Genomic DNA, 16366 nt, shown 5'->3' on the forward strand with positions numbered 1-16366 from the left:
TTAAATTATTATGAAAACAATATACAAACTAACCTTTACTGCCTTTATAGTGATGAGTATTACTATTTCTGCATGTAAGAAAAACGATGTGTTGGATGAAAAAGCACCGGTAGACTTTTTAACCAGAAAAATAGGAGTTAAAAACGATTTGGATAAACTAATAGATACCATTTCGGATGTCTATGGGGTAAAAGCGATTTATCAATTTGATCCTCGTGTTATTGATCCCAGTACCTTTTATACGCCAACTTCTTATGATAAGGCTATGCTTTACACTAAGTATGTAATCCGGAAACTTTGGCTGGAGCCCGCTACGAAAAATTATCCCTCATTTATACAAAATCAAAAACCTGTAGAGTTTTTAATTATTGGTTCGGGTATTCACTTTAACTCTTTTAATCCATCTGATGCTACAGGCGCAGGATTAAACGGCCAATTTTTTCGTTTAGGGATAGGATCAGTGGACAATCTCTCTTTTACAAAAAAAGGACTAAGAGAACATATTTGTATTTTGTATCATGAACACGCACACCAAATGGATAATAAATATGGCCGTGGCTACGCTTTTGATAGAGTATCTCAAGGTACATACTACCAATTAAACTACAACAAGAAATCAGATAGCCAAGCCCTTAAAGATGGTTTTTTTAGAGCATATGGAGGTTTTGCACCTGAAGAAGATTTTGCAACCGCAGTGGAAGCTATGATTCGTTATTCTAAAGCCGATATTCTGACTCAGGTAGCGCAAAATCCAAAATTGGAAACCAAGTATAAAATGGTATATAAATTTTATCTGGATAGAGGAATAGATCTTCATAAAATGCACGATATCCTAGATCAGGTAGCGAGTACCTTGCCTTTAAATTAATTACCTAAACTATTATAAAATGAAAATATTATATAAAATAATCTTTTTGCTAAGCTTAACGGCTATAATAACATCGTGCAAAAAGGAAGTTATGCTTGATGGTAGTAAGGCTACTGAGCGATCAAATAATTTAGAAAAAGAACTTAAAACAAAACTTAGTAGCCCTGATGGCTGGATTTTACTAGTTACCTCATCGGATAAAAGTGTAAACACAGCCATGCCATTTATAATGAAATTCGATACTCTTTCAAATAAAGTATCAATGAAATCCGTTTTAGGAGGTGAATCAGAGTCGTATTTTACGATTTCAGCCTCTACTGGAATGCCATTACTTACTTTCTCTACAAAATCGGTAATTTCAGATATCTATCAAGACGGTGGAACAGCAATAACCGATTATTTTTTCAAAGTTTTGAAAGTTAGTGATGAGGTTATTGAAATACAGTCGTATAGGAAAGGAAATGTTTATAAATCTGAAGGTGGTTCAGTACTTAAAATGATTAAGATTACAAATCAACCCTGGGTAAAAGATTGGACGAAAGATGGAAATGATCTAATTTCTCACCTTGACTTTTTAAGGACTAATCTAACCATTGATTTGACCGTTAATGGAAAAATGCTCCCGCCAACAAGCATATATCTAAATTCGTATAGTGGGAGATACATAGACTTTGTTTATGACTACATAAATACTGGATATGATCACTATGTAGATGGAACTATTGGTTATAATTCAATATGTTATGAGGGTAATTATTTTAATGCAAATTGTTTTTTAATTAGGAAAATAGATCAAACATCTTTTGATGTTTTTGCCATTGATAAAGATGGTAAAGAAATTATGACAGGTAAGGTTACTAAAAAATAAAATCTGCATTACTCTAAAGCTTTTTGCTTTGTTTTTTTAATTCAGCCCTGTACTTCTTAAAGTACAGGGCTTTTTAATATTTGCAGAAGAGATATTTTAGTTTTTTGTTTCGTTATTTTTATAAAACTGATTATTAGTTATTTATAATCTAAAAATAGTTGAAACTGGTGTTAATCTTCCTTGTAATTTTAAATAATAATTACAGTGTATGTCTTTTTCTTATTACATCATGTACTTTTTGTTTTGTTTCTCTACGCAAAACGACTGCATTATTTGCTTTTAGGTTTTGTTAACGTGTTTGTATATAGTTAGTTATGTTTTTGCAGTACATATGCGTAGTCATTGTTGTTAAAAAATAAACTATTTATGTAATCACTAAAGTTGGAGGCTACTAATAGTTTCAATAAAGAATTGAAACCAACAATTAATCTAACTATAAAACTTCACACTAATTTTCCAACAGTTCAACTTAACCAAACAAACCATGAAAAAAAACTACAAAGAAGGGGATTAACCAAATTGAGATAATTCAATAAAAAAGACCTGCGATGGCGATCACAGGTCCTAAAATATTGAGTTGATCTTTACAAATTTTACGAATAGTTTATCAATTAACCCAACCTAGCAAAAGTATGAATAATATTATTCATTGCGTTCTGCTGTCTCAAAAAAGACAAGAACGCAATCAAACTTGGCGAACCATTAAATTGGTTTTCGTCATTCTGTTCTTAACCATTTTACAAGCAAGTGCAATAAATAAACCTAATACTAAGGTTATTTCTCATTCAAATTACTTTACTATAATTCAAGTATCTGGTCGTGTAACCGACAAAACTGGTGGTGCTCTGCCTGGTGTAAGTGTTCATGAAAAAGGAAAAACGGAAGCGGTTTCTACAGATGGAAATGGTAATTATCAAATTAAAACAACAGAGGGCGCAACATTAGTCTTTAGCTATGTTGGTTACAAAACAAAACAAGTTATTGTTGGTGGTAATGCCAAAATTAATGTCACCTTGGAAGAGGACGTTAATAATTTAAAGCAAGTAGAGGTTGTTTCTACTGGTTTTCAAAACTTAAATCCGAAGTTATTTACTGGCGCTGCTACAGCCATTAAAGGATCTGACGTTAAGCAAGAAGGAATAACCGATGTGAGCAGAATGCTCGAGGGGCGGATTGCAGGTGTATCAGTTCAAAACGTTTCTGGAACTTTCGGTGCAGCTCCTAAAATGCGTATCCGTGGAGCTACATCTATTACTGGTGAAAATAAACCACTTTGGGTAGTTGATGGAGTTATTTTGGAAGATATTGTAAATATTTCCAATGAGCAATTATCTTCTGGTGATGCAAGTACATTGATCGGTTCATCTGTTGCTGGCTTAAATGCTGACGATATTGAAAGCTTTAATATTTTAAAGGATGCATCTGCTACTGCTCAATATGGTGCACGGGCGATGAATGGTGTTATTGTAATCACAACTAAAAAAGGGAGAATTGGTGCTCCAGTGGTTTCTTACACAGGCAATTTCTCCACCTATTTAAAGCCAAATTACAATCAGTTTGATATTATGAACTCTGCAGATCAAATGTCTGTAGATGCAGAGCTTGCTCGTAAAGGGTGGTTAAACCATGCCCAGGCTGCAAATCAAATAAATGGCGGTGTTTTTACAAAAATGTATCAATTAACGGATACTTACGACCCAATAACTGGCACCTTTGCCTTAGAAAATACCCAAGAAGCAAGATCCAACTTTTTAAGTCGTTATGCCAAAGCAAATACAAATTGGTTTGATGTGTTGTTTAAAAATTCTTTATTGCAAGAACATGCAGTTAGTATTTCTAGCGGTACTGAAAAATCACAAATTTATTTCTCTACAAGTTATCTGAATGATAATGGTTGGGCAATGGGCAATAAAGTAGAAAGGTATACGACTAATTTAAACGCAAATTTTAACCTAACTAAAAAACTGACTGTAAATTTTATTACAACAGGTTCAATTAGAAACCAAAAAGCCCCAAATACCGTAACCCGTGCAAGTAATCCGGCTGAAGGAAAATTCTCAAGAGATTTTGATATTAATCCTTTTAGTTATGCACTAAATACAAGCCGCACTTTAACACCCTTTGATGAAAATGGTAATCGTGAATTTTTTACAAGAAGCTTAACTCCATTTAATATTCTTACTGAACTGGAAAATAATACACTTGATTTAAGTGTGATTGATTTTAAATTACAAGGCGGTATAAAATACAACATAACAAACGATTTGAAGTTTGAAAGTTTAGCCTCGTTAAGATATGTAAAATCGACCTCAGAAGCAAGGGTTAGAGAAAACTCTAATATGGCCAACGCTTATCGTTCAATGGGAACTACGACAATTAGGGAAAAAAATAATTTCTTATATAGAAATCCAGATAATCCAGCTCTTCAGCCAGTTTCTGTTTTACCCTATGGTGGTTTTTATAATCCTTCTGATGATTTTCTAAAAGCCTACACCGTTAGAAATTCCCTTGAGTTTAATAAAATTGTCAATGAAGTTCACATCATGAACTTTTATGTAGCGCAGGATATTCGTATTTCTAATCGACAAAATAGATCGTCTACAGGTTATGGGTATCAATATGATAAGGGCGGTGTAGCTTTTATTGATCCTAATGCTATTAAGCAAGAAGTTGAGGGTAATCAATCTTATTATGAGATGGGCAATAAATACGATCGTTTTGCTGCATTCCTGGCAAGAGCGGCTTATTCTTATAATGGAAAGTACAGCATTAATGGTACCGTTCGTTATGATGGTTCAAATAGCTTAGGAAAATCTATTACGGCACGCTGGTTACCAACCTGGAACATTTCTGGTGCATGGAACATAGATGCAGAAAATTTTATGAAAGGCGAACGATTGAAAAAAGTTCTGAATAGAGCAACTTTAAGGGCTACGTATGGTCTTGTAGGAAGCATAGGTTCTGCAACAAATTCAAGTACAATCTTTAGAAGCGAAAGCCCAAATCGCCCTACCTTAAGGGATAAGGAATCCATCATCCGTATTGAAAGCCTTGGTAACGATAATTTAACCTGGGAGAAACAATATGAAACAAATATAGGCTTGGATTTAGGTTTCTTTGGAGATAAGCTAAATCTTGTTGTAGATATATATAAAAGAAATGGTTTTGATTTAAATAGCCCATATCGTACAACAGCTATTGGTGGGCAGTATGTAAAAAATGTAAACTATGCTGATATGGAAACAAAAGGTATAGAAGGTACATTGAGTGGCACCATTATAAATACCAAAGATTTAGGCTGGAGAACAAACCTAAACTTTGGATACAATAAAAATAAGGTTACTAATCTTTTAGGTGGACAAAGAACTATTTTTGAACTCGCTTCCAGTGATGGAGGACCTATTGTGGGCTTTCCGTATAGAGGATTATATTCCGTAGATTTTCAAGGCCTCAATCACAAAACAGGTAATCCAGAATTTATTAATGAAAAGGGAGTAAGGAGTGGAGAAGTAAACCTTGAGTCTCAACAAACCCAATATATGAAATATGAAGGACCAACTGATCCTAAATTAACAGGAGGGTTTTCTAATCAGTTACGTTATAAGAGCTTTACTTTTAGTGTTTTACTTACATTTGCTTCGGGCAATGTTGTCCGTTTAAGACCAATTTTCGGTGATTCATATACTGATTTAGATGCGCTACCTTTGGAATTTAAGCGCAGATGGGCTCTTCCAGGAGATGAGGAAATAACAAATATTCCTTCTATTCCAGATCGTTATAATTCCAACGATATTTCAGGGAAACATCCGTACAATACGTACAACTATTCAAGTGCAAGAGTTGCAAAAGGTGATTTTTTGAAATTGAAAACAATCACTCTAGGTTATAATTTACCAGTAAAATGGATTAACACAATTGGTGCGAAAACAGCCTCTGTTACCGTTGTTGCCAATAATTTTTATTTAATCTATGCCGATAAAAAATTAAATGGGCAAGATCCTGAATTTTTTGCTTCTGGCGGTGTAGCGCTCCCTATACCAAAGCAATATACCTTATCACTTAAAGTTGGCTTTTAAAAAAAAAAGAAATCAAATGAAAAAATATTTATTGTTAATATTATTTGCAACCCTCACATTTGGTGGCTGTAAAAAGTTTCTGGATCATCAACCTGATGATAGAACAGAATTGGGTTCCGATCCTGTTAAAATTGCTGAATTGGTAGCAACGGCTTACCCTAAAGGTAGTTATATTACATTTTGCGAAGCCATGTCTGATAATGCCTATGATAAAGGTTTATTAGACCGCGTTGAAATTAACGCCTTCCCTTGGCAATATAAAGATCAGGATAAAATAGGTCAAGATACGCCTAATTATTACTGGCAAAAATGTTACGAAGCAATTTCTGCTGCAAACCACGGTTTAGAAGCCATTGAGAAGGCTGGAGATGGGCAGAAATTTTCAGCCATTAAAGGAGAAGCACTAGTTGCCAGAGCTTATGCGCATTTTATGCTGGTTACCTTGTTTGCTAAGTCTTACGATGCAGCAACTGCTGCAACTGATCCAGGAATCCCTTATGTAACCAAAGCTGAAAATATTGTTGAAGGAAAATACGAAAGAGGTACCGTAGCATCTGTGTATCAACAAATAGAAAAAGATCTTTTAGAAGGTATGCCTCTTCTTCGAGATGAAAGCTATAGAAATAAAGATGCATGGCATTTTAACACTAAGGCTGCAAATGCTTTTGCAACCAGGTTTTATTTATTTAAAAAAGATTATGCTAAAGTTATTGTTTATGCCAATACAGCATTTCCGGGTTCAACAATTTCTAATAAAATAAGACCATGGAATACAACTTATGTTAATGATGGTTACTTCGAATTTCAAAATCAATACAATAGCTCTACTGAGCCTTCAAATTTATTACTAACTGAAGCAATAACCAATTGGGGAGATGTTTTTGCTTACTATAATTTTGGCTTTAATACTACAATGCTCAATTTTATAAATAAAAATCCTATGGGAGGAGGCATGGTTTATCAAAATAAGCTTTTTGGAGGAACGCCTGCTGTTTACAATATCCCAAAATACCCACCCCATGGAGGTTACAATATGATTAACTTATTTAATGCTGAAGAAGTATTATTTAACCGTGCAGAAGCAAATGCAAATTTAGGTAATAATGACGCGGTAGCTCTAGATATGAATATTTATCTTTCAAAAAGGGTCGAAGGTTACAATCTGGCAATGCATAGTTTTACAAAAGAAAAGGCGCAACCTGCATTTGCTAATTTGAGCTTAAAAGATGCTCTTATTGCTTGTATTTTGGATTATAAGAAACAAGAATACGTATTTGAGGGACTAAGGTGGCTTGATATTTTAAGGCTTAAAATTCCTGTTGAACATGTTTCCTTAGATGGTACTGTAAATATAACCTTAGGACCTGATGACCCCAGAAGGATTTTACAACTACCTAAAGAAGTTATTTCTTACGGCTTGGCTGCAAATCCAAGATAATATTAATTGAACATAAAATTAAAAATATGAAAACGAATTTTTTAATAGTATTTATGGTATTAGTAGGAACGTGTACTTTCTATGGCTGTAAAAAAGAAAAACCAATTGAGGAAGTTAATTTAACTGGCCTTGGTGGCGATAAATGGGCTAAAACTGATAATGATACCTGGATTTATGAAAATTTAACCAAACCTTATAATATTGAAGTTAAATACAAATGGGATGGTACTGAAGTTGATATGGGTTACATATTAGTTCCTCCATATGAGGATAAAGTGATTCCGGTTTTAAAAGCAACTAAAATAGGTTGGATTAATCCATACGAAAATGTTGCAGGTGGAAATTTTATTAAACAATATTGCCAAAAGTCAATTGTATTACTTGGTACGGGGGAATGGCTAAGTAATGGAACCAAAATTATTGGAGCAGCAGAGGGGGGCAGAAAGGTAAGCATTATGGAAGTTAATAAGTTTAGTAAAAGTAATTCACAGATTGTTCATGAAATGTTACATACTATCCATCATGAATTTGGACATATATTAAATCAAAATATTCCAGTAACGGTAGATTATGAAAGAATAACACCCGCTGGATATACCGCCACCTGGTTTAATTATAGTGATGATGATTCTAGAGAAATGGGCTTTATTACAGCTTATGCCCGGGCTAGTAAAGATGAGGATTTTGTTGAAATGTTATCCATGATGCTAACCTTAGGTAAGGGCGGATATGAAAATGCTCTTAGTAATATCCATTCAGCTGATGCAGTTGCTCAAATAAGAAAGAAAGAAGCTATCGTACGTGCTTACTTACAATCCTCGTTTGGGATAGATTTTGATGCTTTGCAAGTAGCTGTACAGAATGGAATTACAACGATTTTAAATTAAATAATTAAATATCAATCGTTATACAATACTGATGTAATGATTGGCTTTATAAACCTTAAAGGATAATCCAATGAAAAAATATATATATTATATGATAGGGCTGTTTTTGATTTTATCAGGCTGTAAAAAAATTGAGAATGCACCTGTTGATACTGTTGATGCACGCTTAAATGAGAAGATGACGCAATACGAAACCCAACTCGTATCAAGCCAGTTTGGCTGGAAAGGATATTTGCTTGCGGACACAAATAAAACAGAATTTTTTACATTTAGTTTTAACAATATGAATAGGGTTGTTATGTCTGCAAATTATAAGACTGGTACTCCAGAAAGCTCTTATCGTTTAAAAGCACTTCAGCTACCAACTTTAATTTTTGATAGTTATTCTTTATTACATCTTTATGCTGATCCTGATCCATCTGTTATTGGCGGAAAACCTGGACAAGGGTACAAATCTGATTTTGAGTTTGGTATTGTGTCTGCAAGTGCAGATACAATACATTTAGTTGGGTTAACTAGTAAAAGTAAGCTCACACTTGTAAGGGCAACTGCTAACACAACCATGAAAAACATGACTGATGAATATGCAGCATTAGAAGGTAATTTTACGAGATTTAGGACATATTTTAAGCGGGTCAAAATTGGAGAGACAGATTGTGAAGTTACTATTGATCCAAAGACAAAAATATTTAGTCTACAATTTTTGGATGGCACAACATTAAAAAAAACCAGTCGTAAATACTATATAAGTGGAACAACAATATCATTTTTTACTCCTTTGGATGTTGGTAAAATAAAAATTTATAGCATTATCGGAGTTGATTTTAATGCCGCTTCTGGCTTTGTTAGCGCCCAAGTAAATGGTAATGAGGTTCAAATTAAAGAGGCAATAGCTCCACTACAATATAATAAAGTTGATGCCGCTAAATTTTTGCTTCCGCATGATTGGCGTGGCAAAGGGTTGTTTATGCTGAGTCAATGGATGTGTATCCAGCAAGGTTTTACCGAGGATGGAATTCCTGATGCTTATGGGCTAACAAAAAGTGGAATATATTATATACATTACAACGTTGCAGACGATTTATTTGGCTTGAAAGGTGCCTTTACAAATGCTAGTAATTATTCATCAATGATGGAGTCTACCGTATCTGCCGATGGCATATTGTTTAATAAATTAATTTCTATTAAGGGCACGAACAATAAAGCTGCCCAAAAGGCAGCAATTGACCAAACACAAACAACATTTACTGATCCTAATGGTTTTTATGCAATACCAACTGGAGATGGATATGATTTAGTTTCATTTGGCGATGCCAGAAGATGGATAAGCTTTAATTAAAAAAACTTTGACTATTGCTTCAAGGGAGATCATTTTTGGTCTCCCTTTTTTTATATAAAAGTAGTCTCTTAATAGCCATGTAATATGCTGAAAAAACAATATGACATACAATGCTATTTAATGATTTTATAATAATTCTTCAATAAAAACTGCTTTTGTTTCCGTTCACGCAGAAAGCTTCCTTAATTCTTCTTTTTGTAAGCAACAACTTAAATATTTTAATAAATAAATAGCCCATTAGCCCGAAATAAATCGCTCAAAAATTGAACTTTTATCCATATTTAGCTGTATGATTTAAATAGAATTTAGATAGTACATTATTCGCGATAAATGAGTTGGTAATAAAAAATAGTTAGTTTTTTTATTTTAAGTTATTGATTTTCAGTGTTTTGATTGTTTGTTTTTATTGATTATTTAAACACGACTTTTAGAGTGATTTTTTAAGATCTTTTATTTACTTCTCTTTGTAATATTCTTATTACCTGTTCATTGGCATATATTAGTCAGTCAATTTATTTATTAACAACAACCTAAAATTCATGAAAAAACTTTTACAAATTTTGTTTGTAATCTTGTTTATTTCGAGTACGGCTATCGCACAAGAACGAACAATTACAGGGGTAGTTATCTCCAAAGATGACAAACTTCCACTGCCCGGGGTAAGTATAAAAATTAAGGGGGCTACCGGTGGTGTTTCAACCGATAACTTTGGTAGGTTTTCTATCAAGGTAAAATCAGTACCAATAGAATTGACTTTTTCTTCATTGGGCTATATTACTTTTAAAAAGATTGTTACCGATAACACTATAAATGTTTCCTTAGAAAGTGATGTTAAATCATTAAATGAGGTTGTAATTGCTGGCGCTTATGGAAGCGAACAAACAAAAAGATCTCAAACAGGTTCTGTTGGCGTTGTAAATGCTAAAGATTTAGAGGCAACACCTTTAATATCTGTTGATAAGGCTTTACAAGGACGTGTTGCTGGGGTAATGTCTGTATCTGGGAATGGCCAGCCAGGCTCAAATCAAAATGTTCGGATTCGTGGTACAAGCTCAATTACAGCTAAGAACGAACCTTTGTATGTGATTGATGGAATTCCCATTAACACGGGAGATTTGTCAATTAACGCTACAACTACTAATGCCTTGGCAGGCATTAATCCTAATGATATTGAAAGCCTTGTTGTTTTAAAGGATGCTTCTGCATCATCTATATATGGATCAAGAGCAGCAAATGGTGTAATTTTAATTACCACAAAAACAGGCAAGGCTGGCAAAACTGTAATCAGAGTAGATGCTGAGTATGGTATTAGCAAAGCAGCATTTTTAAATGATAGAAATAAGCCCCTTAATGCTAGCCAAAATAGAGAATTAACAGCAGAGGGTTTACTTAATGCAGGAAAAGTTAGTTCAACTATGATTCCAACACTTGATGCAGCTTACAATTATTATGATAATACCATAGTTGGAACCGCCAGACAAGGAATTAATACCAATTGGATTGATGTGATCTCGCAAACAGGAAAACAACAGCAATATAATATAGCTGCAAGTGGTGGAAATGAGCAAACTCAGTTTGCTATATCAGGTGGCTATTTAAAACAAGGTGGTACGGTGATTGGAACGGAATTTAATCGCTATAGCTCCAACATAAATGTTAGACATAAGTTTAATGATAAATTATCGTTCGGTATTAATTTAAATGTTTCTAATTCTGGTCAATATGGCCCATCTGCTGGGGGTGCGTTTAGAAACCCACTTTTAGCAGCCTATTTTTTAAACCCTTACATTAGTCCAACCAATGCCGATGGCAGTATTAACAATTCTAAAGATTTCTCTCCTGGGAGTGTATTTAATCCATTAACGGTTGTTAACCTTGATAAGAACAAATATAATGCATTAAAAGGGGTAGGAGGAGCAGATTTAACCTATAAAATCCTTCACAATTTGAAATTCACTTCTAAAATAGGGATAGATTATAATAATATGGAAGAAGACTCCTATTGGAATCCAGATTTTGGAGATGGAGCAAACTTTGGAGGTCAATCATCCAGATATTATACTAGATATTTTAATTGGGTAGCTACTAATTTATTAAGTTATTCTGCAGAAATGCTTACAGATAAATCATTAGTAGCCAATATTAAAGCAGGTTACGAAGCCCAGAAATCAAGTAATTATACCATTGCGGTATCAAAAAGAGGCTTACCTGCTAACATTGGTATTGTAGTGCCAACAGCAGGTTCTGTTTTAAATACAGCAAATGGCGAAAATTCAGATTACACATTTGCTTCAGTACTTGCAATAGGTGATATTTCTTATAAAAATAAGTATGTAGTACAAGCCAGTTTTAGAAGAGACGGTTCATCAAGATTTAGCACAAATAATACTTACGGTAATTTTTGGTCTGTAGGTGGGAGCTGGAATATCGATCAGGAAGATTTCATTAAGCAATACAACTGGATAAACCAACTTAAAGTTAGATCATCTTATGGTACAAATGGTAATGCAAGCATAGGCAATTATGATTGGCGAGCATTATATTCATTCGGATCAACCTATAATTACAATTCGATTGGTGGAAGTGCACCATTTCAGGTGGGAAATCAAAATTTAACCTGGGAAATTAATAAACCGTTCGACGTTGGTTTAGACATTGCTCTTTTTAAAAATAGATTAGCGTTAAATTTAGATTATTATTCAAGAAAATCCGAAAGATTATTACTGGATGATCCACTATCACTTACCTCAGGTTTTACATCTTTTAGCAATAATGTTGGTTCACTAAGAAATAGAGGTATTGAATTAGGTGTTTCTGGAACACCCGTTTTAGCAGGAGGTTTTAAATGGGATGTTGCATTTAACATTGCATTTAATAAAAATGTACTGTTAGAATTGTCGAATGGATCAACCAGACAGATTTCTAGTTTCGTTGTTAGAGATATTGGTTCTAACGTAACTAATTGGTTTATGAGAGAATGGGCAGGTGTTGATCCAACTAATGGAAATCCACTTTGGTTTACTGATGCAACTAAAACAGCAACTACAGGGAATTATGGTTCTGCACTACAGGTAAATACTGGTAAACAGGCCGATCCAAAAGCCTTTGGAAGTTTAACAAATGGATTTAAGTATAAAGGAATTAGTTTAGATGTAATGCTATACTTTAGCTATGGCAATTATATTAGAGATGCTTGGGCTGCATACACTCAATCAGATGGCGCTAATGCCACATTTAATAGAGTTGCATCTCAAATGGCAAGGTGGCAAAATCCTGATGATGTTACGAATGTTCCAAAATATGTTTATAATAATGCGAATAGTTCTAATTCTACATCTACAAGGTTTTTGTATAAAGGAGATTATATTAGACTAAGAGATATTACATTAGGGTACGATTTTCCTAAAAATTTACTTAGTACACTAAAAGTTTCGAGCATAAAAATTTATGCAAGGGCATCAAACTTATATACTTGGGTAAAAGACAAAAATTTACCTTATGATCCGGAATCTTTTGCAACTAGCTCAACAAATTTCACCGTTTACAATCCTAAAACGATAGTTTTTGGTGTTAACGTAGGTTTTTAGTTTAATTAATAAGAAAATGAAAAAATATATAATAAATTCAATTGTAATAGTTGCTTTAGCTTCCGTTGGAACATTAGTTGCCTGTAAGAAAAGCTTTCTCGACCAAAAGCCATATACCAGTTTAAATGTTGCGGATGCGATTACAACTGAAAAAGATATGCTAGCCGCATTAAATGGTACTTATTCATCATTAAGATCAGCACTTGTTGCCTTTGGAGGCTCATCAGTAGCATCCACTACTACAAATAGTTTCGGTAGAAATATTCCTGTAATAGGAGAGGTGGCAGCAGATAATGTGTATATATCAGCCAAAAATTCAGGTAGATATGTAACATTTGGAGCCTACTCCTGGACGGTTGCAGCAACAGAATACCGCGATTTATGGGCAAATCTATATACCTCAATTTTAAAGGCTAACAACATAATCAACTCTAATTTAGCTCAAAGTAAAATAACGGATCAGTATAAAGGTGAGGCTTATGCATTAAGAGCTTTATGTTATTTTGAACTGGCTCAATTTTTTGCAAGACCGTATACAGATAATCCAGCAGCTGATGGTGTACCGATTGTGTTAAAATTTGACTATACCTTGAAACCTAAAAGGAATACAGTTGCAGAGGTTTATGCGCAAATACTATCAGATTTAGAAAAGTCATACGTTTTAGCTACTGATTATAGAGGTAGTGCTTACCTATCTAAATATGCTGCACGTGGTTTGGAAGCTAAAGTAGCTTTATTTAAAGGTGATTATCCAACGGCACTAACTTATGCTGAAGATGTAATTAAAAATAGCGGTTTTACAATGTTAACTTTAAATAATGTTGTAAATTATTGGGCAACAGTTACGCCTCAAACATCTACAAAAAATGAAACTTTATTTGAAGTTGTTTCTGACGATGTATTAAATCTGGGTTTTGATGAATTAGCTAATATGTATAGTCAAGATGGTTATGGGGATTTATTATGTGCACCACAATTTTATGAGTTATTTGAGGCAACTGATGTAAGAAAATCATTAATTAACGTTGGTGTAAGAAAAGATGCCGAAAATCCAGCTTATATTGTAACTAAGTTTAAGGCAGTTGCTACTGATAGAGATGATAAAAAGGTAATCAGGGTATCTGATGTGTATTTAATCGCAGCTGAAGCCGCCAAAGGAACAAATAATGAACCTTTAGCTTTAACTTATTTAAATACTTTAACGGCCCAAAGAGATCCTTCTTTAGTTTATGCATCTACAGGAGCTACATTATTGGAGGACATATTAATTGAGCGTAGGAAGGAACTAGCATTTGAAGGGGATAGACTACATACTCTAAACAGATTGAAAAGAGATATATTTAGGTCAAATGTTTTCCCTAAAGGTGCATTAACTATACCTTACACCGATTTTAGACGAATAGGACCAATTCCTCAGGTTGAAATGATTAATAATCCAAACATCTCTCAAAATCCTGGGTATTAATTACTGATTTTATTAGTAAGATAGAGAATCAGTTGTTTATAAATAAAATGCCCCATAAAGTTTTTACTTTATGGGGCATTTTCTATTGGTTAAGTAAGAATTAAATGGTATCTACAATCCTAAATTGAAAGCTAATTTCAAACCCAGAAAGCCATTTGTATGTTTGCTGTATGACCAAGCTTCATAACGAAAACCTAGTTCTATTGATTTTTTATTTGATACAGGAAATTCAAACCCTATACCAGGGGAATATAGAAACCAAGTTTCGCCATATTTGTTAACAGCTAATGAAGAACCTAATTCTCCTGATCCGAAAAACTTTTTAGTGAAATAATATTTTAAACCTACCTTAATTGGAACGTATCCGGCACTTGCCTTACTATCATCTGGTTGCTTAATTTTAATACTACTGAAACCTAAACTTCCAGTTAAATTTAACTTACTCGTTAAAGGGTGTTGATAAACAGAAGATATTCCATACCCAACACCTTCTCTTTCATTGATACCGCCGAAGGTAAAATCGGCTTCTACACCAAACCCAAGTTTAGATTTTTTTTGAGCATTAATATTTGAGATAATAAACATCATTAGCGCTATAAATAGAAATATTTTTTTCATAAGGATAATTTTTTAGTTGATTAAAAATGTAGTGTGTTTTTATATTCGTATAAATTTATTCTGCTGGATAATACTTGGTTCGGAATTCATAATGGTAAAAAAAAGGTTTAAGTGACTGTAAAATCACTTAAACCAAACCAGTTGTACTGCTAAACTGAGACGTCTATTTAATAAAAAACTTTGCTTAACTATTCATTAACCATCTAAACGAATACTTTTATTGTCCTTTTGGTGAAAGGAATAATCGAAGACCCACTTCGAAATTACTTCCAGATGATGACTGCCGTAAATATGAATTTTGAGTTGAGTATGCAGCAGAAAACTGGATAGTATTCAGAAGTTTTAAACCCAAACCAGCTGTTACATTTTGGTTTGTGTGGTAAATTCCGAAAAAATTTAGATTTTGTAGAAATGCTATATTTGCTCCTAAATCTCCAATGTTTTTTATGCCTTTATAACTTCTGTAACCTACCTTAGGTTCTATTGTAATGGAAGCGCTCTCATCTACCTCAAATTTATAAGCTGCGGCAGCAAAAAAAGTAGCTTGATTTAAAATATTACTATTCGAATTTTTTAATGAAAAGATAATATTGGGTACGGCAGCTTGCAACGATAAATTGTTGTAAGCATAAGAAACTCCAAAATCGGTTTCAAACTGCATTTTGTTTTGGTTAAAATCATAAAGGGATTTATCGCTTAAATCACCTCCAACAACATCAAATTCATTTATTTTTTGTTGTACACCTCCGGCAGATATACCGAAGCTAAGTTTTTGTCCTTCACTACTCAACTTTAAGTGATAAGCATAAGTGGCCATTACCTTTGTAGTAGCTAAAGGACCAAATTTATCGCTAACTAAATTAATGCCTAAACCTACATGCTCATTTAAACCGTATTCAGCAGTTGTGTACATCGTTTTTGGGCCATTGCTTACCGATCCTGATTCCCTTAAATAACCTAAACTAAGGTTAAACTGCTTACTGTTTATTCCTGATTGAGCAGGGTTCATTAAATATTGATTTTGAAAAAAACTTGTTTTAAAGAAACCAATCTGAGCCTTAACATTTACTGAAATGCCAATAAGCACTGCAGCTATGTATAATTTTATTAATATTTTCTTCATTTATGCTTATTCTTTAGTAGTAGCCATAGGTGCTACTTAATTTGATTTTAGTTTGATACAATTGTATTGCTGTCTAATCATCCTTTTAGTTGATCAA

Annotated in this window: 10 protein-coding genes; 8 read left to right on the plus strand and 2 right to left on the minus strand. The window is 33.5% G+C overall.

Annotated elements, in window-relative coordinates:
- The first annotated feature begins 10 nt into the window (after positions 1–10).
- From EHC72_RS20700 to EHC72_RS20735, 8 genes are all read left to right on the plus strand, one after another.
- The gene (locus tag EHC72_RS20700; RefSeq protein WP_131539630.1) at positions 11–868 is read left to right on the plus strand and encodes a substrate import-associated zinc metallohydrolase lipoprotein; all 858 of its coding nucleotides are present in this window, start codon (positions 11–13) and stop codon (positions 866–868) included.
- A 19-nt stretch (positions 869–887) separates the two neighbouring features.
- A complete protein-coding gene (locus EHC72_RS20705; protein WP_131539631.1) occupies positions 888–1736 on the plus strand; it encodes a hypothetical protein in 849 nt (282 codons plus the stop codon).
- A 632-nt stretch (positions 1737–2368) separates the two neighbouring features.
- Complete coding sequence (locus tag EHC72_RS20710) at positions 2369–5812, plus strand: SusC/RagA family TonB-linked outer membrane protein (protein ID WP_131539632.1); 3444 nt, start codon at positions 2369–2371, stop codon at positions 5810–5812.
- A 16-nt stretch (positions 5813–5828) separates the two neighbouring features.
- Positions 5829–7250, plus strand: coding sequence for a RagB/SusD family nutrient uptake outer membrane protein (locus EHC72_RS20715; protein WP_131539633.1), 1422 nt, complete (start codon positions 5829–5831; stop codon positions 7248–7250).
- Between the two features lie 26 nt (positions 7251–7276).
- Positions 7277–8137 (plus strand): zinc-binding metallopeptidase, encoded by an 861-nt coding sequence (locus EHC72_RS20720; protein WP_131539634.1) that lies wholly within the window; start codon positions 7277–7279, stop codon positions 8135–8137.
- A 70-nt stretch (positions 8138–8207) separates the two neighbouring features.
- A complete protein-coding gene (locus EHC72_RS20725; protein WP_131539635.1) occupies positions 8208–9476 on the plus strand; it encodes a DUF4302 domain-containing protein in 1269 nt (422 codons plus the stop codon).
- A 539-nt stretch (positions 9477–10015) separates the two neighbouring features.
- Complete coding sequence (locus EHC72_RS20730; protein WP_131539636.1) at positions 10016–13063, plus strand: SusC/RagA family TonB-linked outer membrane protein; 3048 nt, start codon at positions 10016–10018, stop codon at positions 13061–13063.
- Between the two features lie 16 nt (positions 13064–13079).
- Positions 13080–14528: a RagB/SusD family nutrient uptake outer membrane protein gene (locus EHC72_RS20735; RefSeq protein ID WP_131539637.1), complete on the plus strand. Its 1449-nt coding sequence runs from the start codon at positions 13080–13082 to the stop codon at positions 14526–14528.
- A 111-nt stretch (positions 14529–14639) separates the two neighbouring features.
- Here the strand turns inward: EHC72_RS20735 and EHC72_RS20740 are convergent, their stop codons facing one another.
- Positions 14640–15146 carry an outer membrane beta-barrel protein gene (locus EHC72_RS20740; RefSeq protein ID WP_131539638.1) on the minus strand — a complete coding sequence of 169 codons (507 nt, stop codon included), beginning with the start codon at positions 15144–15146 and terminating at the stop codon, positions 14640–14642.
- A 217-nt stretch (positions 15147–15363) separates the two neighbouring features.
- Positions 15364–16269 carry a PorP/SprF family type IX secretion system membrane protein gene (locus tag EHC72_RS20745; RefSeq protein ID WP_131539639.1) on the minus strand — a complete coding sequence of 302 codons (906 nt, stop codon included), beginning with the start codon at positions 16267–16269 and terminating at the stop codon, positions 15364–15366.
- Positions 16270–16366: the final 97 nt, after the last annotated feature.

Origin of the sequence: Pedobacter nototheniae, assembly GCF_004335085.1 — a bacterium.
In the GTDB taxonomy this organism is placed as follows: Bacteria; Bacteroidota; Bacteroidia; order Sphingobacteriales; family Sphingobacteriaceae; genus Pedobacter; species Pedobacter nototheniae.

Excerpts from the sequence above, each read along its gene's own strand:
- EHC72_RS20715 (WP_131539633.1), top strand. The coding sequence starts at position 5,829 with ATGAAAAAATATTTATTGTTAATATTATTTGCAACCCTCACATTTGGT.
- EHC72_RS20725 (WP_131539635.1), top strand. The coding sequence starts at position 8,208 with ATGAAAAAATATATATATTATATGATAGGGCTGTTTTTGATTTTATCA.
- EHC72_RS20745 (WP_131539639.1), bottom strand. The coding sequence starts at position 16,269 with ATGAAGAAAATATTAATAAAATTATACATAGCTGCAGTGCTTATTGGC.
- EHC72_RS20730 (WP_131539636.1), top strand. The coding sequence starts at position 10,016 with ATGAAAAAACTTTTACAAATTTTGTTTGTAATCTTGTTTATTTCGAGT.
- EHC72_RS20705 (WP_131539631.1), top strand. The coding sequence starts at position 888 with ATGAAAATATTATATAAAATAATCTTTTTGCTAAGCTTAACGGCTATA.
- EHC72_RS20700 (WP_131539630.1), top strand. The coding sequence starts at position 11 with ATGAAAACAATATACAAACTAACCTTTACTGCCTTTATAGTGATGAGT.
- EHC72_RS20740 (WP_131539638.1), bottom strand. The coding sequence starts at position 15,146 with ATGAAAAAAATATTTCTATTTATAGCGCTAATGATGTTTATTATCTCA.
- EHC72_RS20710 (WP_131539632.1), top strand. The coding sequence starts at position 2,369 with ATGAATAATATTATTCATTGCGTTCTGCTGTCTCAAAAAAGACAAGAA.
- EHC72_RS20720 (WP_131539634.1), top strand. The coding sequence starts at position 7,277 with ATGAAAACGAATTTTTTAATAGTATTTATGGTATTAGTAGGAACGTGT.
- EHC72_RS20735 (WP_131539637.1), top strand. The coding sequence starts at position 13,080 with ATGAAAAAATATATAATAAATTCAATTGTAATAGTTGCTTTAGCTTCC.